This is a genomic window from Thalassobacillus devorans, assembly GCF_011761345.1.
GTDB lineage: Bacteria > Bacillota > Bacilli > Bacillales > Halobacillaceae > Thalassobacillus > Thalassobacillus devorans.
In genome coordinates, this window is sequence record NZ_JAASRY010000001.1 from 1,299,317 (window position 1) to 1,323,534 (window position 24,218).

Annotated in this window: 16 protein-coding genes; 3 read left to right on the top strand and 13 right to left on the bottom strand. The window is 35.2% G+C overall.

Going from position 1 to position 24,218, the window contains the following annotated elements:
• Positions 1-106: 106 nt before the first annotated feature.
• The 3 genes from FHS45_RS06440 to FHS45_RS06450 all read right to left on the bottom strand — a co-directional run bounded on the left by FHS45_RS06440 (position 107) and on the right by FHS45_RS06450 (position 6,624).
• Positions 107-2,854: a type I restriction endonuclease subunit R gene (locus FHS45_RS06440; protein WP_062446196.1), complete on the bottom strand. Its 2,748-nt coding sequence runs from the start codon at positions 2,852-2,854 to the stop codon at positions 107-109.
• Positions 2,855-3,087: 233 nt separating this feature from the next.
• Positions 3,088-5,637, bottom strand: a complete 2,550-nt coding sequence (locus FHS45_RS06445) for a S8 family peptidase (protein WP_166761374.1) — start codon at positions 5,635-5,637, stop codon at positions 3,088-3,090.
• Positions 5,638-5,640: 3 nt separating this feature from the next.
• Positions 5,641-6,624, bottom strand: coding sequence for an AAA family ATPase (locus tag FHS45_RS06450; RefSeq protein ID WP_062446200.1), 984 nt, complete (start codon positions 6,622-6,624; stop codon positions 5,641-5,643).
• 1,228 nt (positions 6,625-7,852) lie between these two features.
• On the opposite strand from FHS45_RS06450, the gene FHS45_RS06455 reads away from it, so the two are divergent.
• Positions 7,853-8,368: a hypothetical protein gene (locus FHS45_RS06455; RefSeq protein WP_062446202.1), complete on the top strand. Its 516-nt coding sequence runs from the start codon at positions 7,853-7,855 to the stop codon at positions 8,366-8,368.
• A gap of 390 nt (positions 8,369-8,758) precedes the next feature.
• On the opposite strand, the gene FHS45_RS06460 is transcribed toward FHS45_RS06455, so the two are convergent.
• Positions 8,759-9,193, bottom strand: coding sequence for a recombinase family protein (locus FHS45_RS06460; RefSeq protein WP_062446204.1), 435 nt, complete (start codon positions 9,191-9,193; stop codon positions 8,759-8,761).
• A gap of 846 nt (positions 9,194-10,039) precedes the next feature.
• On the opposite strand from FHS45_RS06460, the gene FHS45_RS06465 reads away from it, so the two are divergent.
• Positions 10,040-10,246, top strand: a complete 207-nt coding sequence (locus tag FHS45_RS06465) for a hypothetical protein (protein ID WP_062446206.1) — start codon at positions 10,040-10,042, stop codon at positions 10,244-10,246.
• A 685-nt stretch (positions 10,247-10,931) separates the two neighbouring features.
• Here FHS45_RS06465 and FHS45_RS06470 read toward each other — a convergent pair.
• From FHS45_RS06470 to FHS45_RS06505, 8 genes are all read right to left on the bottom strand, one after another.
• Positions 10,932-11,546 (bottom strand): flavin reductase family protein, encoded by a 615-nt coding sequence (locus FHS45_RS06470; RefSeq protein WP_062446208.1) that lies wholly within the window; start codon positions 11,544-11,546, stop codon positions 10,932-10,934.
• A 12-nt stretch (positions 11,547-11,558) separates the two neighbouring features.
• A complete protein-coding gene (locus FHS45_RS06475; RefSeq protein ID WP_062446210.1) occupies positions 11,559-12,371 on the bottom strand; it encodes a sulfite exporter TauE/SafE family protein in 813 nt (270 codons plus the stop codon).
• Between the two features lie 50 nt (positions 12,372-12,421).
• Positions 12,422-13,474 (bottom strand): ABC transporter ATP-binding protein, encoded by a 1,053-nt coding sequence (locus FHS45_RS06480; RefSeq protein WP_062446212.1) that lies wholly within the window; start codon positions 13,472-13,474, stop codon positions 12,422-12,424.
• Positions 13,475-13,539: 65 nt separating this feature from the next.
• Complete coding sequence (locus FHS45_RS06485; RefSeq protein WP_062446214.1) at positions 13,540-14,634, bottom strand: M24 family metallopeptidase; 1,095 nt, start codon at positions 14,632-14,634, stop codon at positions 13,540-13,542.
• A 31-nt stretch (positions 14,635-14,665) separates the two neighbouring features.
• Entirely contained in the window at positions 14,666-15,475 is an 810-nt protein-coding gene (locus tag FHS45_RS06490; RefSeq protein WP_062446216.1) for an ABC transporter permease, read from the bottom strand.
• On the bottom strand, positions 15,476-16,369 hold the full coding sequence (locus tag FHS45_RS06495; protein ID WP_062446218.1) for an ABC transporter permease: 894 nt from the start codon (positions 16,367-16,369) through the stop codon (positions 15,476-15,478).
• A 31-nt stretch (positions 16,370-16,400) separates the two neighbouring features.
• Entirely contained in the window at positions 16,401-17,450 is a 1,050-nt protein-coding gene (locus FHS45_RS06500; protein WP_062446220.1) for an ABC transporter substrate-binding protein, read from the bottom strand.
• Positions 17,451-17,488: 38 nt separating this feature from the next.
• Positions 17,489-18,667 carry a M24 family metallopeptidase gene (locus tag FHS45_RS06505; RefSeq protein ID WP_062446222.1) on the bottom strand — a complete coding sequence of 393 codons (1,179 nt, stop codon included), beginning with the start codon at positions 18,665-18,667 and terminating at the stop codon, positions 17,489-17,491.
• 141 nt (positions 18,668-18,808) lie between these two features.
• On the opposite strand from FHS45_RS06505, the gene FHS45_RS06510 reads away from it, so the two are divergent.
• Positions 18,809-19,699 (top strand): LysR family transcriptional regulator, encoded by an 891-nt coding sequence (locus FHS45_RS06510; protein ID WP_062446224.1) that lies wholly within the window; start codon positions 18,809-18,811, stop codon positions 19,697-19,699.
• A 2,943-nt stretch (positions 19,700-22,642) separates the two neighbouring features.
• Here the strand turns inward: FHS45_RS06510 and FHS45_RS06515 are convergent.
• Positions 22,643-24,181 carry a hypothetical protein gene (locus FHS45_RS06515; protein WP_062446228.1) on the bottom strand — a complete coding sequence of 513 codons (1,539 nt, stop codon included), beginning with the start codon at positions 24,179-24,181 and terminating at the stop codon, positions 22,643-22,645.
• Positions 24,182-24,218 lie beyond the last annotated feature (37 nt).

Sequence of the window (24,218 nt, forward strand, 5' to 3'; positions counted from 1 at the left end):
TTAGCGAGTGTTTATAGAATAAGTATATGTGCAATTTTTAAAAATAGCAATAATTATTTTTGTTATTTTTAAAAATAACAAAAAGAGAGCTTTTAAGCTCTCTTTCCTACGCAAACCGTTTGGTGTGTTCCATGATAAACGTTTTGATTCTTGGGATAAGCTTTCGCCTTTTTAGGAGGCTCATTTTTAAATGATCACTGATTTCGGTCTGATTGATGATATTACTGTATTCATATTCATGTATAAAACTCTTGAGATCCTCAGGGGAAAGTTCCACATTAGAGGAAAATTCATCTATTTCTTTTTCTCGTACTTGTTCTTTGTATTTTTCGAATTCCACCACCACTGAATCGTCGTTGGAAAGATAAGGAGCAACTTGATCTAAGAATCCTTTAATTAAATCGACTTTCAAACGAAGTTCGGGATCCGAAGCACGGCCCATCTCTTCTTTGATGAAACGGAGGTCATTGTTCATATTAGTTTTGTCGGCAAAATCTAGGTTGCTGATTAACTTCATAATGTAATCGACGTTGATACGATCGGTATGCATGAGCTCAAGCTCAAAGTCTATATCCTGAAGGATAGAGGTTTTTTCTATTTGACGTCGTGTGCGGTCGGCTATTTTTAAGTACTTACTTTTAAAGTCCTCGTAAGTTTGAGGATCGATCTGCAGCTCATCGGGCTCAAATTCGAATTCGGTAAAGGTCTCCAAACGAACTAAGATTTTGCTGAGGTGCCTAAACCATTCAATGAACTTTTTCTGTTCTTCTTCGCTTTCGAGCTTGTCTACATCTTCCGGGGTTGGAGCCATTGATCTGACTTTATCTAATGCATCATGGAACATGGCCAGATACTCTTCATAACTTTTCATTAATACATCATCTACACTGTCAGTTTTGGAGAAGATTCGGATGGCTTCATCCGTGTTTTCTTTTAAGTTTCTGTAGCAAACAATGTTTCCATGAGGTTTCGTTGCTTTATGCATGCGATTGGTACGACTGTAGGCTTGCAATAGATCATGGTGTTTTAGGTTTTTATCTACATAAAGGGTGTTTAGTGTCTTACTATCAAACCCTGTTAGGAACATACGTACAACGATTAGAATATCAATTTGCGCAGCTTTTACCTTTTTGGAAACATCTTTAAAGTAACCACTCCAAGTCTGGTTGGAGTAGTTTGTACTAAATATTTCATTATAATCTCTTATCATCTCCTCAAGGGAGTCTCTCGAGTGTTCCTCTTTTCCTTCACTTTCCTCGTTTGCTCCATATGTAAAAATGCCAGCGATTTTCAAATTGTGATCGTATTCTTTAAACAGCTTGTAGTATTTCACGAGCATCGGGATCGAATCTACGGTGAAAATAGCGCTATAACCTTTACTTCGTGATCTTTGTTCGTGGTGATCGAGGATGTTTCTGGCAACTAAATTCATCCGCATGTCGTCCATCCAAATCTCGTCTGTATCGATTCCCTGAACCTTTGTTTGGTCTTCTTCGTTGATGGTTGCATTAAAGGTTCGATGATATTCTACGGAGAAACCGAGAACATTCCCATCACGAATGGCTTCTTTAATAAGGTAGGTGTGCAAGCACTTTTCAAATAGGTCTGCCGTTGTACGACCGTCCTGGCTTTTGTTTTCAGGAAGTCGTGGTGTTCCTGTAAACCCAAAATATTGAGCGTTTTGAAAATGTTGAGAAATTTTGGTGTGCATTTTACCAAACTGACTACGGTGGCATTCATCAATAATGAAAATGACACTCTCATCTTTATATCGCTCCATATCCTGAGCATATCTAGGATTCTTGACGGCGTTGGCCATCTTTTGAATCGTAGTAACAATGATCGGGTTCGTAAGATCACGGATCTGTTTGACCAGAGTGTCTGTTTTGTCTGTCTCATCGACTGAACCTTCTTGGAATTTGTTAAATTCCTCTGTTGTTTGGGAATCAAGGTCTTGCCGATCAATAAGGAAAAATACTTTTTTAATACTAGGTTCATTGGCAAGAATCTGACTTGCTTTAAATGACGTCAAGGTTTTACCTGATCCTGTGGTATGCCAGATGTAACCGTTGTTTTTGGTCTCGAGCGCACGATCTACAAGGACCTCTACCGCATAGACCTGATAGGGTCTCAAGACCAATAGAGTTTTGCTGGCATCACTAATGACCATGTACCGTGCAATCATCTTTGCTGTATGGCAGCGTTGAAGGAAAGATGCAGTGAATTCCTGCAAGTTGGTGATGATATTATTTTCATCGTCCGACCAAAAGAACGAATAACCATAAAGAATGTCCCCATCTGAATTGGAAAAGTACTTGGTGTCCACGCCATTACTGATCACAAAGATTTGAATGAAACGATATAACCCTTTGTAGGAATGCTTTCTATAGCGTTGAATTTGATTGAAAGCCTCTTTAAAATCAAGGCCGCGACGCTTCAGTTCTATCTGCACAAGAGGAAGTCCGTTGATCAGAATAGTCACATCATAACGATTTTCATATTTACCGGTTACGGTTGTCTGTGTTGTCACCTGAAAATGGTTCTTACACCATTTCCGTGTGTTAAAGAGTTCTATGTATACTTGCGTGCCGTCATCCCGTTCAATGAGCTGTTTATCCCTCAGTATTTTAGCTGAGGCAAAGATACTTTTCCCTTCAATTAGAGTTAACAGTCGGTTGAATTCGTTATCGGTTAAAGGATTACCATTAAGTTTTTCTTTATTGAATTGATTGACTTGGTTGCAGAAATTATTTACTAAGGATTCATAATCCGGTATTTTAATAGGTTCATAACCCTGATCAATAAGTTGTTTAATCATGTTTTCTTCTAATTTCGCTTCCGATTGATAATTCACTGACTAAACTCCTTTTCTGAGGGAGAATGGAAATAATTGTTTGGTACTAGTTTACCATACTCGAAAAATAAAACTCAAAGCTACCACCGCAAAATGATTTACTTTATTCGCCACTCTATAGTTTATTTCGACTAAGTAAAAAGTTAATTTTACTTAAGTGTAAGGAGGACCGAAGAAACAGATACAGAACGATTCCAATCATTTTTAGCGACAAAAAAATCTAATTATAAAAACTATTGAACTCTTACTGGTTGTATTATTCTCTCTCTTATTTCATTATAAACTTCTATATCTACACCCTCAGCGACTTCAAATGTAACAACCAGTGAATAAGGCACCTCTATATCACCTAGTCCACCAGCATCTTCTTGACAATTAACCTTTATCTCTAAGTTACTTCCATCAACAAATGGTACAGCTTGTTCTCCCTCAAGTATCTCATGCTGAAGAGTTCCTCTTTTAACTGAATTATGATCTGCTTCCGTTCTTGTTACCAGGATGTCCTCTTGTGGAGGTGTGAATGACAGTTTAGCTTGTCGATATTTTTGATTTAAAGCATTAACAGGACTAAACCATGCGAGAGTAATTGTAAGGCGCCTCCATACATCTTTACTACTTAATGAAGGTGGCAAGGGTATCGTATACTCATGAGCTTCATCTTTTGTTAATTTATTGGTGCCTATAATGGTGGCTCTATATGGTTTAGGTTCTAAGATTCGTGTAATATCAGATACCCCATAACCTATCAACCTGGGTACTATACGATCTCTTAGATTTTTTTTCTCTCCTTCATTCAAGGCACCTTCTATTATTGATAAAGTTGATTCCCAACTAGCTCCATGAACCAATAAGGCTTTTATTAATAATGTAATATTAACTCTTTCTTTATTTTCACCTAAGATTTCTAGCAATTCATCATATAATAATGCTCCATTCCTAGTTGCTAAAGCTGTTGAATTACTTGTCCCTCTTGTATAGCCTGTTTTATTGAGGTGTCCTTGCGTACCAGGAAGTGCAACTCTCTGACCTGGTGGTTGAAGACTGTCTACAATTCTCAATAATGCCAACCCATCTCTTCCTACTATATCTTCCTGATAAAGTTGTTTTCCGCCAGGCATCAGAATCTCTGGCTTAATTGATCTCCTATGACCTAACCCTAACCTACTAATTGGACTTAACATATACTGGTTGCTAAAAATATCAAGTCTATGACTACTTTGTACATATGAAGAGGAGTCATAATGTGATGCACCAACAGTGAGGGCATTTATGGATTCTGAAGGTGTCAAAATACGCCTATGTTGTGCCTCTTGTAAAATGGTCTTAATTGCAGCAACTTCTTTATTTTCAGGAGTTAAACTGTTAAACTCATCTTTTCTTACGTTCAAAACCATATGATCAATAAAATTACCCGCGCTGACAATAAATAACACATTATATTTAAATGATAGCCAATCTAATAACCTAGCCCAAGGGCTAAGAAACCTATCAAAGGGTCTAGCCATGTCACCTATAGACAAGTTAATTATTTTAACATTTGGAGCTACTGCCTCCCCCTCTTCATCTCCTTCAAACAACCTTTTTACTGCTTTATATACAAGGTCAATTGGCAAAGTATTTAAGGGCATACATTCGCTTCTTATTTCACTAAAATCTCTTTCATTAGGTTTCATTATAGGCCGAACATATATTTTTCTATTTAAAGGATGAGATTCTTCATCAAGTTCACCATGTATTATTAATGAGGCCATACTAGTGCCATGCCTTCTCTCAGTGACATTATAGTCTGTACTCAAATTATCTGGATCATCAACTTTAATTCTATCTCTTAACAGCTCATGATTTTCAATTGGAAGTCCATCAAATAAGGCTATTATTGGATCATCCATAACTTCACCTGACCGATCATCTTCAGTGATTAGGTGCTCTTCTGAGTGAGGTATTTTCGTTGAGATTTGACCAATTGGTCGGAAGAACATGATGTGTTCTGATCTGATAAAGCTAATAGCATCACTTTCACTAATCACTTCGAACACATTAATTGGAGTAGAAACTAAAATACCGTGATAACTAATGTTTTCTATAACGGTTTCTTGAATTATCTCACCATTACATTCTTCAATCATACTTTTTACTTTATGATATACTTCATCTCTTTTTGATTGAATACTTCTAAACCATAATTCTATTTCAAATTGTATAACTTCTTCGTTCCTATCTACACGTTCTTGCCAATCTTCAAGTAATCCAGTCCCATCTAGTCTATCATTTATATTCCAATTTCTAATGTCTCTTAGATAAGCGAACAGATGTTTCCACCGACCTAAACCATGCGGTAACTTCTCACCTGTTTTATATATCTCCCATAAACCAATTAGTTGTTGAAGTGCGGTTTGGTCCGTCATAATAAAATACAATCGACCATTTAATTCTTTCTCTTCTTTTTCACCATCGTTTTCCAGATAAAAATCTTCATCAGGTTCAAAAGACTCTTCTAATTCACACAGCCATTCTAAACCTTCTATTTTCCTCACAGCATTTACAAACTGATCTATGCTACCGATTATTTCAAATACTAATGTTTCTTCTGGCAAAAATCCCACTGAACCATCACTCAAATTTGCTGATTTTCTATCCAGTGCATCTACTAAACTTTGTAACTTTGGCTCAATCCGAACAGTTTGTCTTTCTGAAGATGGGATGTGTGGCTGTCTTGGTGGAAAAGGCCTTCTATCTCTTGAAGACAAACTAGGTTCAGAGAAAAAAAGTAATGGTCTTTCCATCATCTACTCCTCCTTGGTTTGTTCTTCCTCAGTTATGTAACGTTCTGTCCATTGATCTAATCTACCTTTGACAATTGCTTTTATATTTGTATCAAAGGATAAAACGTACCGTCTCTGTACATCTAGTGCAAATTGCTCTAATTCTGCAAAGCTCAATCCTTGTAGCTTTTGCACTAAAATATTATTTGATATCCCCAAAGAACTATCATAACTTTGTCTTAAATCATTGATCCATTGTGTAAGTTGCTTTTTATTAGGCGTATCAAGACATAGGTGTAATTGAAATCTTCTCCATACAGCTCTATCTAATAATTCTGGATGATTAGTGGCAGTTATGATAACAACATGTGACGGCAAAGAGTCTATCTGCATTAGTAAAGAACTGACTACTCTCTTAATCTCTCCTGTATCGTGGCTGTCTCCTCTTTCTTTTCCAATAGTATCAAACTCATCGAAGAATAATACACACTTGTGTGACTTAATACTTCGAAATAGCTTCTCTAACCGAGAAGCTGTTTCCCCTAAATAACTTCCAATTATCGCATCGTATCTAACTATATATAAGGGTACAACTAATTCATTTGCTACAGCCTCTGCCAAAGTTGTTTTACCATTTCCAGGCGGGCCAGTTAACAATATACGATTTCGAGGTTCTAAATTAAATGATCTTAAAAGATCAGTACGATGTTGTTCTTCAATAATTTCATTAATTGCGTTGGTAACTATATTAGATAAAATTAAATCACCTAAGCATTTTGAAGGTAGAACCTCATAAACAAAATCATTATTGTTGAAAGATGTGTTTAAGAATTGTTTTGTATTTTTAGTTTGGTTATTTTTCAGTGATTTTTCTAACTTTTTTGCTAAAACATGGTGTTGCTTATTTCTTTCATCTGCTGCCATGGCTTCAACAGTTCTTACCAATAATTGTTGATTCCCAGTAACTCCTGCTTCTATTAACTTTAATACTAAGTCTGAACGAACCATTGTTTATCACAACCTTTACTTGCTTGTTGTTACTCATGTTGTCATTATACATCATATACACTTCTTACATTAACATACTGTACATTATTCATAATTCCATACCCTCCACACTATCTTAACTATTTTTTATCCAGAGTTCTTATAATCGGTATGATATAAGAACATTTAAATAAATATTTAAACAACAAATGGAACTGAATATTGAGGATATGCAAATAAAAATGGCGATCAACCGTATAGCGTCATGTAAGTGAACATAACTTCATACAATCTCTATTATATGAACTTATACTCTCAACACGTATTTTTTCTTCTAAATAAAACCCGCTCCCTATTTTCTAAATAAAAGGGAGCGGGTTTTTAGTTATTGGAAATCCATTAATTGTAGCTAAACATGACAATTGGCTACTCCACATAGGGAATAGCCAATTATGCCAGACTACGAAATACTAAACATAAGCATAAGCATATAATTAGTATACCTATACTTGCTGTATTTATGCAGTTTATAAATATAATTTGTTTATTAAGATAAAAGCAGCTCAATTAAGTCAATTGTCCGGGTCTGGATATGTATAATCGTGAGATTATCGTTTAAAATTCAGCACCTCAAAATTATGCCTCTGGTGCAGAAGCTTTCACTACCATTGATGGGGATCTTCGGAGGGTTTCGAACTTTTTCATAACGAGAGTGGAAATGAACTAAAAAATCAAGCTATTGAAAAGTTAGTAAATACCCTTAACATTGATCGCTTAAGGATAAGGTGATTAAGACAGAGTTAAATATTTCATCCAGCAACAACTGAACGTGACCTTATTTGATTATGGACATTTTATTGTAAAAACCCGCTCCTTATTTTAAACAAAGGAGCGGGTTTTCATTTATGTTTTATATCCAATAATTACAGCAAGACATGACAATTGGCTACTCCACATAGGGAATAGCCAATTATGCCAGACTACGAAATACTCAACATCATGATATGAATTAGTATATCTATATTCGCTGTAGTTATTCGTCATTATATAAAATTGGTATAAAAAATTGTTGAAATAGACGCGTTTGTTTAATAGACAGGAGTGATTTTCTTACATATATTTTTCGCACTTCAAAATTTTATTGTTTCAAATTTGTGCCATATAGTTGGAATAGTAAGATTGCCTTAAATTCATAACAATACTTTCAAACAGATGAATAAAATCGTTTAAGAAAAGGGAGGACGATACAGTGGAGATTCAAAAAGAAATGAGCAATGAAATAAGAGGTGCATGGGGGAATATCAAACCATATCATCGTTATGCAACTTTAAATGATGTTGAACATGGATATAATTTTGGTTGCTTCTTTTCAATTGGTGACAGTGAAGAACAAAAAAAGATCATTTTAGGCATTGCTAATTTGTCTTTAAATACCTATAAAGTCGTAACTCTAACTTCGATAGGAAATGTTCAATTAGTTGAGAATATGATTAAGGTGATTAAAAAGCTATTTCCACACTTAACATTTGAAGGATATCGAGAAATGATCTTTGATATGCTTGATGAAAGTATAGTGCCAGTATTAGAAAAATATGAGAAAGGGTTTCCTGCTGATTATCATTTACTTGATGTAGGGAATTTAAATATTAATGACACACTGGGGTTTACATCATTATCGTATAGCCTCACTGTAGAGGGTATACCATTTAATTATAAAATGGTACCAGTCATCGAAGATATGTTAGTTAATGACTTAGAAAGTTAACTATTACCTTTCTATAATACTTGTATATCAAAGTACCTCTCTCGATGTATAATCGCAGCCCGCTTCCTTTTTCAAATGGAAAAGGAGCGGGTTTTTAAAGACTCTTTTAAGAAGATTTAATAAACCTTTGAGATTTCCACTGTCGATAAGGACCACTGTTTCTAAAACAGTACCGAAGGTACTTAAATACTAGTAATGTTTTACCACCCTACGTGGAGAGAACTCTCACTTTATAGCGTTTCTGGGTACCGATGGTATTTTATGAAGTTCTTTACGTTTTGTACATTTCTCAAAGCCATCATTATTCTTTCCGCACTGATAATATCACTATCATATATTGTTTACCTGCATACCTTTAAAATCGAATTTAATTATAGTTTAAGTATTAACTCAACCTAACCGCCGTTTGCTATATCTATACTTTTTCTTTCCATTAACCTTGGAACCTTCTAAATAATAACTGAACCTAACATAGTCCATAATTAGATTTTCTTTGAAAAAGTAAACATTTCCAATTTGCTTTACAACTTCTAAAAGCAAAGCGTCGTTCCTTCTTATATCATCATTTAAAGCTTCAAAACTGTATAAAACCATTAAATTCACATCATATTTAGGTTTTTCTAATGTTCTCCTCATTTGTAGTAATTCAGAACGTGGGAAAGGTGGTCCAAGATAGCCTAGGTCACTAAACCTCTTGAGTACCGAAAGATTTTTCATTTCACAATAATTTAAGAGGACTTTTTCCTGATGAACAATACGTTGAACTGGAGACCATGAGTTACCAAATTCAATGGATTTTCTGTAATAACAAAAGACATTTTCCACAACAGCCCCCCTTATGAGCTAAATAAGTAATATTACAATTTTTTTCACTCTCACTAACGTAGAGGTTAAAAGACTGTTCTATCGGTTTCTCCGGATTAAAAATAGATGTTTCAAAAATAACCATTTGAAGAAATTAAGCAACAAAAAAAGCATGTAAATCAAATATAGATTGAGCTACATGCTAGTATTGACTTATTTACATATAAAATATTCATCCTATTATATACACTCGGAATACTGGCTTTTATGGAAAACGATACTCTAAGCTTGCACTTTAGTCATGGTCCTTATCATATGCCAATGCTCCCGAAGTTCTTTTACTCATCTCAATCGTTAGGTATCATTTCCTGGCCTCATAAACCTCGGCACTTTCGACAACAAACGTAGCAAATCCTCATTTTCCTTTTGAATAGGAAAGGTAATGTTTCTTGCAACACAAAGACGTTTATTTGGATTTCTCGGTGGTGATAGCTTTTGATTTAATCTCATAGGTAATAACTCAATCCTTATTAGCTTAGTAGTAATAATTATTATACTGTTAGTTGTATATAGTGCTTGAAATACTTATTCTCCAAAACATTGGTAAATATTTTATCAAGTTCTTCTAAAGATGCCCTTACTTCAAAATTTATATACGTTTCTTATAACTCTTAATTGATCTTCCAAAGTATTTGTCATTCTTTGTCTCCTTTTTCTTTTTAACTTTCATGTAAAGCCTCCGATATTGGAATAATTTTAAGCTAACAAATACAAAAAACAGTTGTAACATTGATGATGAAGTTTTTAAATTGCAATGACACCAGATCTCCTCCTTTAAACGATTATAAAGTAAGGAGGAGATAACCTATGTATATTTACAAGAGAATTAACCTTGACGGTAGTACCTGGAGAAGCAGAAGCATCAGTACCGAAAAGTTGTTTGATGAAGAGGTGTACTTGAACAAAACCCTTCCTGCTTCAGAGGTTACATTCACGAATGAACCCCTGAAAGGGGACTATGATGAGCTTTGCAAAAGGTTGTCCGGTGAGGTGAAAACGTATAGAATCCCATAAACTTCTTGCCACCTCCAAATGACTTGGTAGCTACCTTATTGCCCCACTAAAGACAAAGCTGCTCCATAGGATATTAAGTGGGAAGTTTAAAAAGAGGTTTTACAAGAGTTATTTCTGCTTAATAATTGAGAAACCCCTCCATGGGTGTTTCTCTTCTTTAGTTCTCGCCCATGTGTATTTAAAACTTAAAATCAAGATAATGTAGAAAAATTTTATTGCGATGGTACAACAAATTCTACTTTTATCCTATCAGGCTGGATTTTTTTATATCAACCTCTTTAAGATTTTTGTTATAAAATCATCCATTTTCACTCTCATACAAGTACTTAATCTCCTGTAATATTCATGTTATGTGCACTTTATGTTCGATAGATTTAAATAAATATAAGTGAAATAATTCCCAGTTTACAATCTAAATCATTCCATAAATAAATATTTCGGTGCTGAAATTCCATACTCGTTCGACCAGGTGTTCGATTAAATCAGGATAAATTCCGTGCAAAAATTATTTAATCCCTTTTGACTAATTTTTCTTTCTCTTTTCCTAATAGTCTAAACTAGATGATCTATTTTAGACTATGATTAAAAATTGATTGAAAATGAGGTACTATATTTATCTATAAAGTAACGTTCCCTTAAATATTTTATTCTTTATAAAAATACCCACTTATATCAGTATAGGCACTCAATACTTTGGCCTAGCTATCCTAAATGACTCCCCTAGATAACAATACCCTGGTCCAGCCAATCTCCCAACCGGCTTTAACTTTTCAATATTAATCTTTCCATCATAATAAAGCTCATTTTCAATATAAAAACACTTAACCTCACCAAGTAACATATCAAAATTCACATTACCTTTATTATCCTTTAATTCAATATGCTGGTGAAGTACACATTCCATAGCAATTTTACTTTCCGAAATCCGAGGAACAGAAACGTATTCTCCAGGAACAGTTGTTAAACCGGCCAATTTCACCTCACTCACACCCTCAGGTGCATCAATTGCTGTGTGGTTAGCTTGATTAAGAATTTCCTGATTTACTACATGAACTACAAATTCTTGATTTGCCATTATATTTGCAACCGTATGCTTCATCTCTCCCCCTTTGTCTCGTCCAGCTGAGAACATCAAAATGGGAGGATTGTGACTTACAATGTTATAAAAGCTAAATGGTGCCGCATTGATTACCCCATCCTCATTCATGCTTGTGACAAAGGCAATAGGTCTTGGAACCACACTTCCCATTAATAACTTATAGTTATCTTGGAGGGATTGTTGTTCTGAAAATATATACATGATAAAACTCCTTTAGATAGATAATAAAATTAGTCGTACACCTACTAAAAAGATAAAGAGTCTAAAAATGATGACAATTGTTTTTTCATTTAACCGTGTGCTAATCCAAACACCAAATCTTGCTCCAATCCATGCACCTGGGATTAAGGCTGCTGTATATAACCATTCCACATTGCCTTGTACCATATGTGCAATAGAGCCGGTAGCGGCAAATAATAAGACTAGTAGCATGGAGGTTGCGACAGCTATAGATGGAGGGAAACGGAATACAATCAGCATAAGTGGCACCATCAATGCACCTCCTCCTATACCGAATAAGCCTGACAAGATTCCGACTAAAAATGAAAATGAAATCCCAATCGGAATATGAACTCGATATGTAATCGCATTTCCATCGTTATCTTTGTATATCCTCTCAAGCCCTTTTTTCAACTTAAAAACCCTTAGTTTATTGGTAATGGCTAACACAATCGAAATGACAATCATTAATAATCCAAAAAACAGATTAAAAAAATCATTATTTAACCTTTCATTTAGAAATGCACCTAGCAAAGCTCCAGGTCCACCTCCAATAAAAAAAATCAAACCACTTACATAGTCGACCTTCTTGCGTTTTAAATATGCTAAGGTCGACGATAGACCCGTGAAAATTATAATGATAATAGATGTACCAACGGCAAGCTGAGGGGTTATGGGCGGGAGAAGGTTTGTACTGTCCCCTAAAAATAAAAGGGAAGGAACAATAACAATCCCACCACCTAGACCTGCCAAACTCCCAATGGCACCCCCGATAAATCCAATGAGTATTAGAATTAGATAGACCAAGCTTTTTTCTCCTTCATAGATGGAGCAGTCCATATCGACAGCAAAACGAATTACTCAAATAACGGGATGACTTTATCCGCCCGCCAACAGAGAGTCACTTCATCCCCTACATGTAGACTATTAATATCATGTTTTTCTGAAGGAGCTTCTACGACCATGTTTTCACCATTTTTAAACGTTGTATTTAACTCAATTATTGTCCCTTTATAAATCACTTGATTTATTCTTACATTGAATTGGTTACTATACTCTGTAGTGTCAGTCGGATTTAACACAACCATATTTGGACGAATACCAATGTGCTTAATGCCTTTTTCTGTGCTAATCAACTTCACCTTTAAGCCTTTGTCCGTAATAAAATAATCATCCTCCACTTTCCCATCAAAAATGTTCCTTACTCCAACAAAGTGTGCCGTAAAATATGATTTCGGCGAGTCAAAAATCTCACTTGGAGTCCCAATTTGACGGATATTCCCTTCATCCATAACGACAATTTTATCTGATAATACTAAGGCTTCTTCCTGATCATGGGTTACAAAAATGCAGGTTAAATCTAGTCGTTTTTGCAAACTTAGAATTTCATTTCTCATTTCATCTCTAAGTTTTGCATCTAAATTACTTAAAGGTTCATCTAATAATAGTACTCTTGGGTTCACAATAATAGCACGAGCAAGGGCTACACGCTGTTGCTGCCCACCTGATAATTGCCCTGGATAACGATCTTCAAAATGATCCAAGTGAACCATTTTTAAAACTTCGCTTACCCTCGATTTAATTTCACTTTTCGGTACCTTTCTCATTTTCAAACCATAGGCTACATTCTCAGCCACGGTCATATGAGGAAATAAAGCATAGTTTTGGAACACTAATGCTGTATCTCTTTTATTGGGTGGGGTATGAGTGACTTCAGAATCATTCATCGTGATTTTTCCTCCATCAGGCTCTAAAAACCCTGAAATCAAACGAAGTGTTGTACTCTTCCCACACCCACTTGGTCCAAGTAAAGAAACCAATTCGCCTTTCTTGATTGATAGGCTTATATTTTTGACGACAACGTTATCTCCAAACTTTTTCACGACTTGATTTAGAATTAGTTCCTCCATAAAATATGCTCCTTATGTTAGAAATATTTACCTAGACGTATTCCGGGGATTCTAGATAAATTAGATTATATTACCTGCAGTTTCTTAGGATATTGAGTTAATAGTTTATATCCATCCTTGGTGACTAAAATCTCGTCCTCAATTCGAACACCGCCAATTTCAGGAATATAAATACCTGGTTCAATTGTAAAAGTCATTCCTTCCCGCAAAACATTGTCATTGTTTTGATGCAGGGATGGATATTCATGTCCTTCTAACCCAATCCCATGCCCTACGCGGTGAGGATAATAATCACCATAACCTGCTTCTGTAATCACTTTTCTCGAAATTCGATCAATTTCTCCAATCGTCATACCAGGCTTACAGCTTTCAATCGCCTTCTGATTCGCTTCCAAGACGGTTTCATAAATCTCTTTCTTGTGATTCGAAACGCGATGATATACAAAGGTTCTAGTGATGTCAGAACAATAACCATTTAGAATTACTCCAAGGTCTAACATCACGAAATCACCTTCCTCTAACTTCCGTAACCCGGGCTTCCCATGTGGATGGCCACTGTTTTTTCCGAATAATGCCATAGGTGGTGCCGCCATGTGTCGAATACCTTTTTTCTTTTGTTTATATTCGATATGGGCAACTAGTTCAATTTCTGTAATTCCTTCCCGCAATGCCTGAATACCGACTTCTATCCCATACTCTGCTATTCTGGAGGAATCTATCATGGCTTCAACTTCTTGTTCACTTTTAATCAAACGTTCCTGGTTTATCACTTCATCCAATGGTACAATAAAAGCCGAAGGAAATAACCCTTGTAGTTTTAGACTCCGTTTATAAGATAAAACCGATTCCTCTATCGCATAAGATGCAGGATTAATTCTTTCTCGGTCAAGAGACTCCTTAATCTTGCTCCAAGGATCTTCACTATCCTGATAGCTAATGATTCCATAACTCCATCCCGATTGTTTGACTTGCTCTTCTTCAAGTTTTGGACAAACCATAATAGGATCAGCTTCAGAAAATACAAATAGTCCAACTAAGCGTTCGTAGGGTTTACACGTAAATCCGGTATAGTAATAAATATTGGTTACTGAATTAATAAACACAAAATCTACTTTTTCATCTTCTAGCCAATTTGCTAGTTTTGCTATCCTATTCTTCATATAATCCACTTCCAACCTAAATAAATTTACATTAAAATACTTTTCTGATACTAATAAACTTGTTAGCAATCCACATTAAAATCCCGATCAAAATAATTTGGACTGTTGAAACGGCAGCAATTAATGGGTCTACCTTCCAAAATACATAATTTAATATTTCAATCGGTAATGTTAACTCCCCCGGTCTCACCAACATCAAGCTGATCTCTAAGTTGTTAAAGGAATGAATAAAGGATAGAATTCCAGCAGCAATAATTGAAGGTCTTAAGTTAGGTAGAACGATTTTGATGAATGCTTGGATTCTAGTAGAACCTAAGTCAATTGCAGCTTCTTCTAAAGATGGATTAATACTCTGGAGTCCTGCTGAAATTAATCGTACTGTCCACGGAATACAAATAATGACATGAGCTGTAATTAATGCCCAAAGGTTTGGTACCATATCAATACCAATTAACCGTTCCGTATTAAATAGGAAAATATAAATTCCGATCCCTGTAATAATGGTAGGTACAATTAAAGGGGATAGAAATAACAATTCAAAAATCTTCTTCCCTTTAAAGTTATATCGAATAAGGGCAATAGATCCGAGTAAACCCAATACCAATGAAATGATCATGGCAAAAAAAGACACCCTTAAACTTAAAAAGAAGGAGTTTAAGAATTCTTGATGATGTAGAAGCTCCACAAACCATTTGAAAGAATATCCTTTAGGAGGAAAGGTAATTAACGAAGTTGAGAAAAAGGATATCCATATAACCATAAACACAGGTAACACAATAAAACCAAAGATTAAAAAGATTGGTATCCGTTTGAAAAAGGTTAACCATTTAGATTGTTGCATCTATCCTTTCACCTCCGTTGTAGTGGCATGATTGCTACCGGAGGTAGTTCGTTCGATGACTCGTAAGTACAAAATAGATGAAAGCAGTGTGATGGTAATCAGGATAATTGCCATTGCAGACCCCATCGGCCAGTTAGATACTTCATTAATTTGGGCATATAAAGCAGGTGCCATCATTTGAACCTTAGTGCCCCCAATAACGAGAGGAGTGGTGTAAGCATTCATAGAAAGAATAAATACAAAGAGTGTTCCCGCTAGAATACCTGGCATAGCAATCGGAATCAATACCGTTCGAATCACCTTCCACCTTGATGCACCTAAATCTATAGCCGCTTCTTCTAATGCGGGATTGATTCGTTCAATCACAGATTGTATCGTTAAAATCATATACGGAAGGACAACATTGGCTATAGCAATAATAACGGCCGGTGGTGTTTCTAAAAATTGAACAGGACCATCCGTAAGCCCTATTTTTGTTATGATTCGATTTACAAGTCCATTTTCACTGAAGAAAGAAATCCAACCAATATCCCGTACAATATTTCCTACTAAAAGCGGAAAAACAACAAGTGCGATTAGCACACCCTTCCAATTAGATGTCATTCTTGCTAGGATATACGCGATTGGAAAGGCCATCACAAGTGTAAGCAGAGTTGCTGCTATAGAGATATAGATTGTATTCCATAGGATTTTTAAAAAATATGGATCGGTGAAGAATCCGATGTAATTCTCAATGGTCCAGGCGGACTCCATGAATCCGCCTAGAATATTTTGATTGAAACTGACTCTTAAAAAGTAAATAAGAGGTAGCAGGAACATAATCGTAATTAGAATAGTTGTAGGAGCAATTAGCATTCCTATTTCAAATCTGCTTTTATTTCTGTTCTGGGACACAAAACTCCCCCTTCGGTTTTTCTATGTTTTATTATTCACTTGCAATCTCTCGATCAAATTTTTGCTTCCAAGCAGCATAATTTTCCGATACATAACCTAAGTCCACTGACTTAACGAGTTTAGTTTCTTCTTTAGAAAAACCTACGTCCTCGATTAATTCATCAGACATTTCGGCATTGACCACAGTAGTGTCATATCCCATGTTCGCTGCAAATTCCACTTGAGCTTCTGGCTCTAGCATAGCATTTAGATAATCATATGCCGCTTCTACATTTTGAGCATTGGCAGGAATACCGCCACCATAAATCCTGGGATATGTTCCCTCTTGAGGAATGGTATTTCCAATGGGATCTCCGCCTGATTCATTCCATTGCACAGCACGAGATTTCCAACCAATAGTTAAAGCAATTTCACCTGTTTTTAATGCTGTTCCTAAAGCTTCCTGGGAAGTATAGAACTTAGGATTTTGCTTCGTGATCGATGCAAACTTGTCCCAACTCTTCTCCCAATTTTGACCTTCCGTATTACCTTCAACTGCAGCAGCTGCATATAACCATCGATCAAATACATCCACATAAACCCCAACTTTTCCTTTATACTTTGGATCCCACAATACTTCCCATGATTGAGGTTCTTCTTTAACAAGTTTTTCATTATAGAGAAGAACTCCGGCACTATAAATGTGTGGAACAAAATAAGGGTTCTCTAAGTTCGGTTTAATGTTTTCTGAATTAGGGATTTTACTATAATCTAATTTCATCATAATCTCTTCATCAATCATTTCTTGAATGGTGTCATATGATAGTTGAACCACATCAAAGGTTCCATTTCCTTCCTTTTCTACGCGTAGCTTCGTCAAACGAGAAGATGCGTCTGAAGGGACATAAACCACTTCAGTATCACTATTGGCTTCCTTAAACTTTGGATTAACATAATCCGTTAAGAACTGTTGATAGTCACCGCCCCACGCGCCCACTACAACCTCAGAATTCGTTTCACCTGATGAAGTTTTATCTCCCCCACAGGCTGCTAACATAAGCAATAGAACCATCATGGATAGAAACAAACTAAACTTTCGCATAATCTTTCATCCTCTCTCTTATTTTAAAATTTTTAATTCTATTGAATAATTAAAGACTCTAAATCCCTAGGATAATAGGTTAAAAACTCACATCCGTCCTCTGTAATCAAAATAGTATCAGAATTGCGGAAACCTCCAATATTCTCTACATATAACGCTGGTTCAACGGTAGCTACCATGCCTGGCTTCATAATGTTTTGATCGCCTAGATCAAAGAATGGTGCTTCATGATTAAGCAATCCAATATTATGACCTGTATGATGTCGAGTTAAGTGTTCTACATTATTTTCTTCATAAAAAGCTCTTACATTTTTCTCTACCACGTTAAATGGTTGTCCTGGTTTAATACTTTCGACTGCAATTTTTTGAGCTTGTTGTACTAAGCGATAATATTTTTCTTGCTCCTTACTAACTTCTCTAACAAACATCGTTCTCTCCAGTTCACTTCTGTAGCCCCAAACGGTAGATTCGGACTGAGAAACGACATTATCTCCCTTTTTTAAGATTAAATTTTGTGTTTGTGAATGCGGAAAATTAGAATGTTGTCCGATTTGGCCTCTGTAAAAAGCGTTAGTCGGCTCACCGTGGGGTAGAAACTCTTTTCCAAGGGTTTCAATCATAGTTGTCGTGGCTTCAAGTGTGGCTCGTCCCGAAATTTCAATTTCGCTTAGACCAACTTTACTATATTTATGAAGGAGTCGATGAGCTAAATTTCCCCAACGACAGGATTCTTTAATTAACTCTATCTCATTATTCGACTTAATTTGACGAAATTCCTCTACCCACCCATCAATGGAAACATATTGTGCATCAATAAGGTCTCGCACTTTACTTCCATGATAACCTTTTGGAGAGGTGTACCCTTCTGCATCTAGTCCAATTACCTTATTTTGAAGGCCGCCATCTAGTAAACTTTCTTTCAAATATTCCATTGGATGGCTTAATCCCGGGTATTCTGGATAGTAATGAATATTTTGGACAAAGGCATATTCCTCAGCATGTTCTTTTTCTAAATGGGGAATCAGAATATGTGTGTTCTCTTGGGGGTCAATGAAAAAAGCAATTGGTCTTTCTGATGGACGAAAATGAAAACCAGTTAAATAGAATATATCGGTAACGCTAAATAAAATGGCTCCATCCACTCCTTTTTCTTGTAGAGTAGTAATTAATTTTCTTTGTCTAGATTTGATCTCGCTTTCTGGTATAGAGAGTCGCATCTACTCACATCCCTTTACAATAATATTTGTCAGAATTTAAAGAAATATCTAAAAATAATTTTATCATTAGAGTAATGATTGGTATAATATATTATTATCTTTTATTGATATCTTAAAAATATTGTTTGGGATGTGATTTGAATGGAACTTCGTCATTTAAAGTACTTTACAGTGATTGCGGAAGAATTACATTTTAGACGAGCAGCTGAGAAGCTAAACATCTCCCAACCACCGTTAAGCCAACAGCTAAAACAGTTAGAAAATGAATTGCAGGTAAAACTCTTTTATCGTACGAATAGATCAGTAGAACTCACTGAAGCAGGAAGTGTGCTTCTCGAGAAAGCCTATAATATTTTCAACTATTTAGATGACGCTTGTGAGGAGACAAGAGGAGTTCATCGAGGGGAAATCGGGGAATTAACACTTGGTTATAGTGGATCAGCCGTGTTTGACTTAATTCCTACCATTATTCATTCCTGTAACCAACTCTTCCCAAATCTAACCTTAGATTTAAAACAGCTCACAACCTCAGAACAAATCAAAGCACTAGAAGAAAGAAAAATTCAAGTGGGAGTACTCGTCCCTCCGTTAGAAAACCCCAATCTTGTCACGCAAACGATACGAGAAGAAAAATTAGTGGTATGTCTTCCGAATAATCATCCTCTAGCTCAAGGCCGAGCACAAATTGATGCTAGAGAACTAGCAACGGAAAATTTCATTATGCCACCTCGACAAGCAGGACATGGTTATTATGAAGCCATTAAGAATATTTTTAAGGATGCAGGTTTTACCCCTACTATTGTACAGACAGCAAAAGAACAGCACACCATGGTATCGTTGGTGGCGGCTGGAATTGGTATAGTCATAGTACCTGAATATACACAGTTTATTAAGCTGGAAAATGTGGTGTATCTTCCATTTAATAAGACCTATCCTAAAATCACTGCAATGGCTTGGCATAAGGAGAATAGGAGGCCGGTTGTGAATCGCTTTATAAGTGTAGTGCAGGAATTCGTGATTCCTAAGTTTTGATTTCTGATTCTGGAATACGGGGGTTAAATATAGGTTCTTCAACTAAGTTAAGAATCTATTATTCTTTCCACTAACTCTATATCATGTTCATTGTATGTAGCTCTTATAAAATCATTTAATTTACTTTATTCCCGGATTATAGCTATAGGTTAAGTTAAGTGTAAGCGTAAAATAATCCCCATCTGTATCTCAACGGGGATTATTGTTTATATTTTACTACAGAAACAAAAGTGTCCCGTGAAATCATAATAGAGGCCGCCCCTCTATTTTTTCATATATCTCAACTTTTTACATAAGATATACAAAAAGTAGAAGAGGTGTAAAATGGAAAGAAGAAAGCCAGATAGGGTTAAAGTTGGCAAGCCCGGATTTTCCCCAAAAGAAAGTAAAATCCATCTAATGAATCAGCAGCTTATAGTTTGGTTAGAAAGCTTAAAAAAATAAGAGTTGGCTTTCCTTCAATAACCAGGAAAGCCTATACAAAAACAGCCCCCCGCTTCTATTTGTTAGATGGAGCGGGTTCAGAGTGAACATTCAACTCTAATATGTTTATTTAATGTACCCTTCTTCAAAACATTCTGAGATATACAATCTTTAATAGTAATAATAATTAAAGAGAACCAGTAGCTACTGGCCCTCTCCTTCAATTGTGAGACAACTTATAACGCAGAAACTGCCCTTAATGAGACTACCTCTAAGTGCACTTAAGATATTTTATACACTCTGCTATAATGATCAATTAATACAGAATCATACATAATGTCTATATATTTTTGAAGGAATTCTACTATATTCTTATGAATGTGATTAACAATTTCCCCATATTTATATCTATGTATTCCGTATTGATCATCGCTTATTTCTTTCATAGCATAAATCCACTTCTTACCATTATCTACAACATCTACGTTTAATAAATCTATATTAATTAAACAATTAAAGAAAGACGAGTCGTAATACTCAATGGAGAATATGACCTTGTTTGGATTCCTCCTCAGTAACCGTCCATCATAGCTAATACTTATCCCATTGATCTCTTTTATCATATTTAATCACTTCTCTCAGTTTTTATTATACTACAATCATTTTCTCTATTATTCTACAAATACCTCTAGCTAAATATGACAGATTCTTGAAACATGAATATTTTATAATATGACCCATACTGCTAAATATTATATCAACCTCTTTTTTAGCTTCACCGAATTATCTAAGGGGTTACCAATTGTAACGGATATGAAATAATGAGGTCATTAGCTAGGAAATATTAATTATGTGATGGAAGGTGAATGTATGAAAAAGGTAATAGAGTTACGGAAATGGCCACAATCAGTCCCACAACCTTCAATAGACGAAGTGTTAAAGAGAAAGAAAAAGAACCGAGAAGAGAAAATAAAAGAAACTAAAAGGAAAATCGAGAAAATCAGAAATAATAAGTAATATTTTGTTCTAGTAACACCTTACTTCTTTTCGTTAGCTTAATAATATTTCCTCCATGTTGTGATGCTTTACTATCGGCAATTTGTTTGTTTAATGAAGGAAATAACGTGTATACAATAATAAAAGTGATGTTATCTTCCACTACGCGTGCATTTGTAACTGCCAAGAATAACGTTAATTTCTTACACAATATTCGATAGTTATTGGATTCCCTAAGTGCTATAAGTCCTATTGTTTTTTTATGACGAAAGAGCACTCATCTTCTTATAAGTACACTCTGAAGCGTCCATACAACTGTCATTTAGTCAATTTTATTGGAGTAATATCACCTTCCATAAAACCATTTATTCACAAATAGAAAAGTGCTGCACGAATAGCTAATTTATGTTCTGTTTAAAGTGTTACAGGGTACTAATTAGCAACAAAAACGACTTCTCATAGGTCAAAAAAGTTTCACCCTCTTAAACCCCTTGCGAGAGTACGATCCTTTATTATAGTAAAGTGGATAATCACTTGGATAATAGTTGGATAATAATTATCCAACTCACTATCCATATTTTTATTTACAAATTATCCATTTTCTCAGCTCTTACAACTACTTAAAACAGTTTCTAACTCAGAGAAAGGGTCGGTGGGTTCAGTCACGTACAAATGAAATAATTAGCGATCTATACAACTTTTTCTTTCGATCAAGAGTTCGATAATTTCTGAATTAAATACTTTGTTTAACCCGTTAAGTTATAAACACTAAAACAAGTACTAAATTTCCCATACCTTTATGTATTGATTATAGTCTATTTTAGACTAGTCTAGATTAAATCATCTATTTTAGACTATAATTTAAAATTTATATTGCACGTCTCTTTTTCATCATATATTTTATTTAAAACATAAAGTTTTTCTTCCTTAATATAACCGTCTTTTCTTACTCTCTATTACTTTTATAAAAATGTTTACATCTTCAATTTAAAGAAATTGTACCGTTTCAGATGATTCCCATACAGACCTTGTTTAGAAAGTTTTCATACTTTTTCAAGTACAGAATGACAAAATTTATAACATAAACAATAACAGATAAAATAACAAACCTAGTAACAAATAATATTGTGAAAACAGAAATGTTTATACTCCCCTCCCCAAAAGCCAAGGTGAGCAAAGACTTTAGCCTATTTTAAAAAATTCAGAAAACCAATGATATTGTTGAGATATTTGTACATTCTACATATAAATTTTATTTTGATATCGGTTAATAGCTAAAGTGGCAGAGCTAATTGCCTCTTGTAAAAGTAAATTGATGTCCACATTTATATAATTGATTTAATCAGTAAAAAAATGGAATTTACAGGTATAAAAATAACCCTGGAGCAAACAAATTACTGTTTATCCAGGGTTTTAGGTTAAAATATTCTTATTTTAAACACGGGAGTATGTGAAAACTTTGGGCGGAAAGTTATTTGTTCAACACGAAAAAGCCGTTTCCCTTTTTCAAAAAAGAGTAACAGCTTACTGTTCTAACCATTTTTTAAAGAGATTTGAGGTGTCAGCTGCCTTCCGGTCTTCACGTTGTGTTAATGGTGCGGGTTCAATCTTTGGAGAAACTGGCACTTGTTTCTTCTTGAAGAACAGCACTATTTGTTTTAGCTTTTCAGCTTCTTCATCGTTTTTCTTCTCTTTTGAAAGAAGTGATTTCTTAGCTAGAGATACTACCAATTCTTTGTGATTTATTTTAGACAATAGACTTGCGGGGTCTTTTACACCATTCTCTCTGCAATTTCCAATGAACATACCCTGGATCTTAGGGATATGTTTTGTGTATACAACGTCAATTGATTCTTGCAAGTCTGACCAAGGTTCTTCTGCGCCTAAACCGGTCATTAATTCGTGGGCCTTTTCAATTTTTTGTATATCTTGATCAATAATCACTTTGTGTTCGTCGCTAGAGTTGGCAATAAAAAATTGCACTAACATAGGGATATCCGTTTTAGACATCGGATATCCTGTAGCTGCCATCGCTCCCCTACTTCCTATGTCTGATTTTAGGGCACCCAAAATAACCTTCTTAACCTCTTCCAATAAATAGAAATCAGTGAAGTGGTTAGCGGCTTTATTTTTAAGATTATAGTAAATGATGTTTTCATGTTTTTCAGCAAAATACTTCTCTAGTGAAGCACGATAAATGTGTAGTCCTGATAGGCTAAACAGTTCCATCATTGTGTTTTTCTGGCCAATAATAAAATTGAACGTTTCTTCTTTTAGATCTTCGTGGAACATATGGTAACGGTTAGAAAGTAAACGAATTTCTTCTGTACCTGCTTGGTTGCTGACTGCTGGTTGGTTGTAAATATCTTCGTTGACTTTTAAGCCAATCGCATGTTTTGACTTGTAGTATTTGCTAGTGCGACGTTTTTTGTTGTTTCTAAAACCGCACATCTCATGGAAAAGCTTTTTGTAATTAGGATCACGACTATCTATTTTCCCCTTTTCTTCGGGAAGGCGTAAGGAAATAAGGCCTTCATCAGAGAGGTGAAAAAGGTCCTTATACATAGTCTTATAGTCATCATAAACAGGCATGCCGTATTTACGGTCATGCAGCTTATTCTTATATAGGTTTTCTACTGCAACCCTCTTCCAGTCATTGTGCACGTTTAGTGTAGCGATATACAAAAACAAACGAGTTTGATTTGTGGATAAGTTTAAAAACTTATAAGTGTTTAAGAAAGGAAAGTTTCTCAAATATGATTCTCTGCCGTTTGTAGACAGGTGAAAATTAGAGATGAAATGACCATCTTTGCAAATTAATAGTTTTTTACCTTTGTAATCTGTCTCACATAATTCTTTTAACGCCTTTTCGAAAGAACGGTTTTCACAAAACATTTGCTTTCTAATAGCTTCTCTATCCAAATGAATGTGACCGTCACGATCAATGTAAGGAGTCAGGCGAATAATTAGATTAATAGCGGTTTTGGATAATTCCAGTTCTCCCAAAGAGAAATCTCTAAGTAGTTCTCTATTTAATTTAGGTGTATGTATGTTAAATTTCATTTTACCCCTACCTTTACAACAGTTGAAAATATCACAC

What these genes read in the sequence shown, in the direction of transcription:
- FHS45_RS06445 (WP_166761374.1), bottom strand. Translation starts at nt 5,637, where the DNA reads ATGGAAAGACCATTACTTTTTTTCTCTGAACCTAGTTTGTCTTCAAGA.
- FHS45_RS06450 (WP_062446200.1), bottom strand. Translation starts at nt 6,624, where the DNA reads ATGGTTCGTTCAGACTTAGTATTAAAGTTAATAGAAGCAGGAGTTACT.
- FHS45_RS06465 (WP_062446206.1), top strand. Translation starts at nt 10,040, where the DNA reads ATGTATATTTACAAGAGAATTAACCTTGACGGTAGTACCTGGAGAAGC.
- FHS45_RS06470 (WP_062446208.1), bottom strand. Translation starts at nt 11,546, where the DNA reads ATGTATATATTTTCAGAACAACAATCCCTCCAAGATAACTATAAGTTA.
- FHS45_RS06480 (WP_062446212.1), bottom strand. Translation starts at nt 13,474, where the DNA reads ATGGAGGAACTAATTCTAAATCAAGTCGTGAAAAAGTTTGGAGATAAC.
- FHS45_RS06485 (WP_062446214.1), bottom strand. Translation starts at nt 14,634, where the DNA reads ATGAAGAATAGGATAGCAAAACTAGCAAATTGGCTAGAAGATGAAAAA.
- FHS45_RS06490 (WP_062446216.1), bottom strand. Translation starts at nt 15,475, where the DNA reads ATGCAACAATCTAAATGGTTAACCTTTTTCAAACGGATACCAATCTTT.
- FHS45_RS06500 (WP_062446220.1), bottom strand. Translation starts at nt 17,450, where the DNA reads ATGCGAAAGTTTAGTTTGTTTCTATCCATGATGGTTCTATTGCTTATG.
- FHS45_RS06505 (WP_062446222.1), bottom strand. Translation starts at nt 18,667, where the DNA reads ATGCGACTCTCTATACCAGAAAGCGAGATCAAATCTAGACAAAGAAAA.
- FHS45_RS06510 (WP_062446224.1), top strand. Translation starts at nt 18,809, where the DNA reads ATGGAACTTCGTCATTTAAAGTACTTTACAGTGATTGCGGAAGAATTA.
- FHS45_RS06515 (WP_062446228.1), bottom strand. Translation starts at nt 24,181, where the DNA reads ATGAAATTTAACATACATACACCTAAATTAAATAGAGAACTACTTAGA.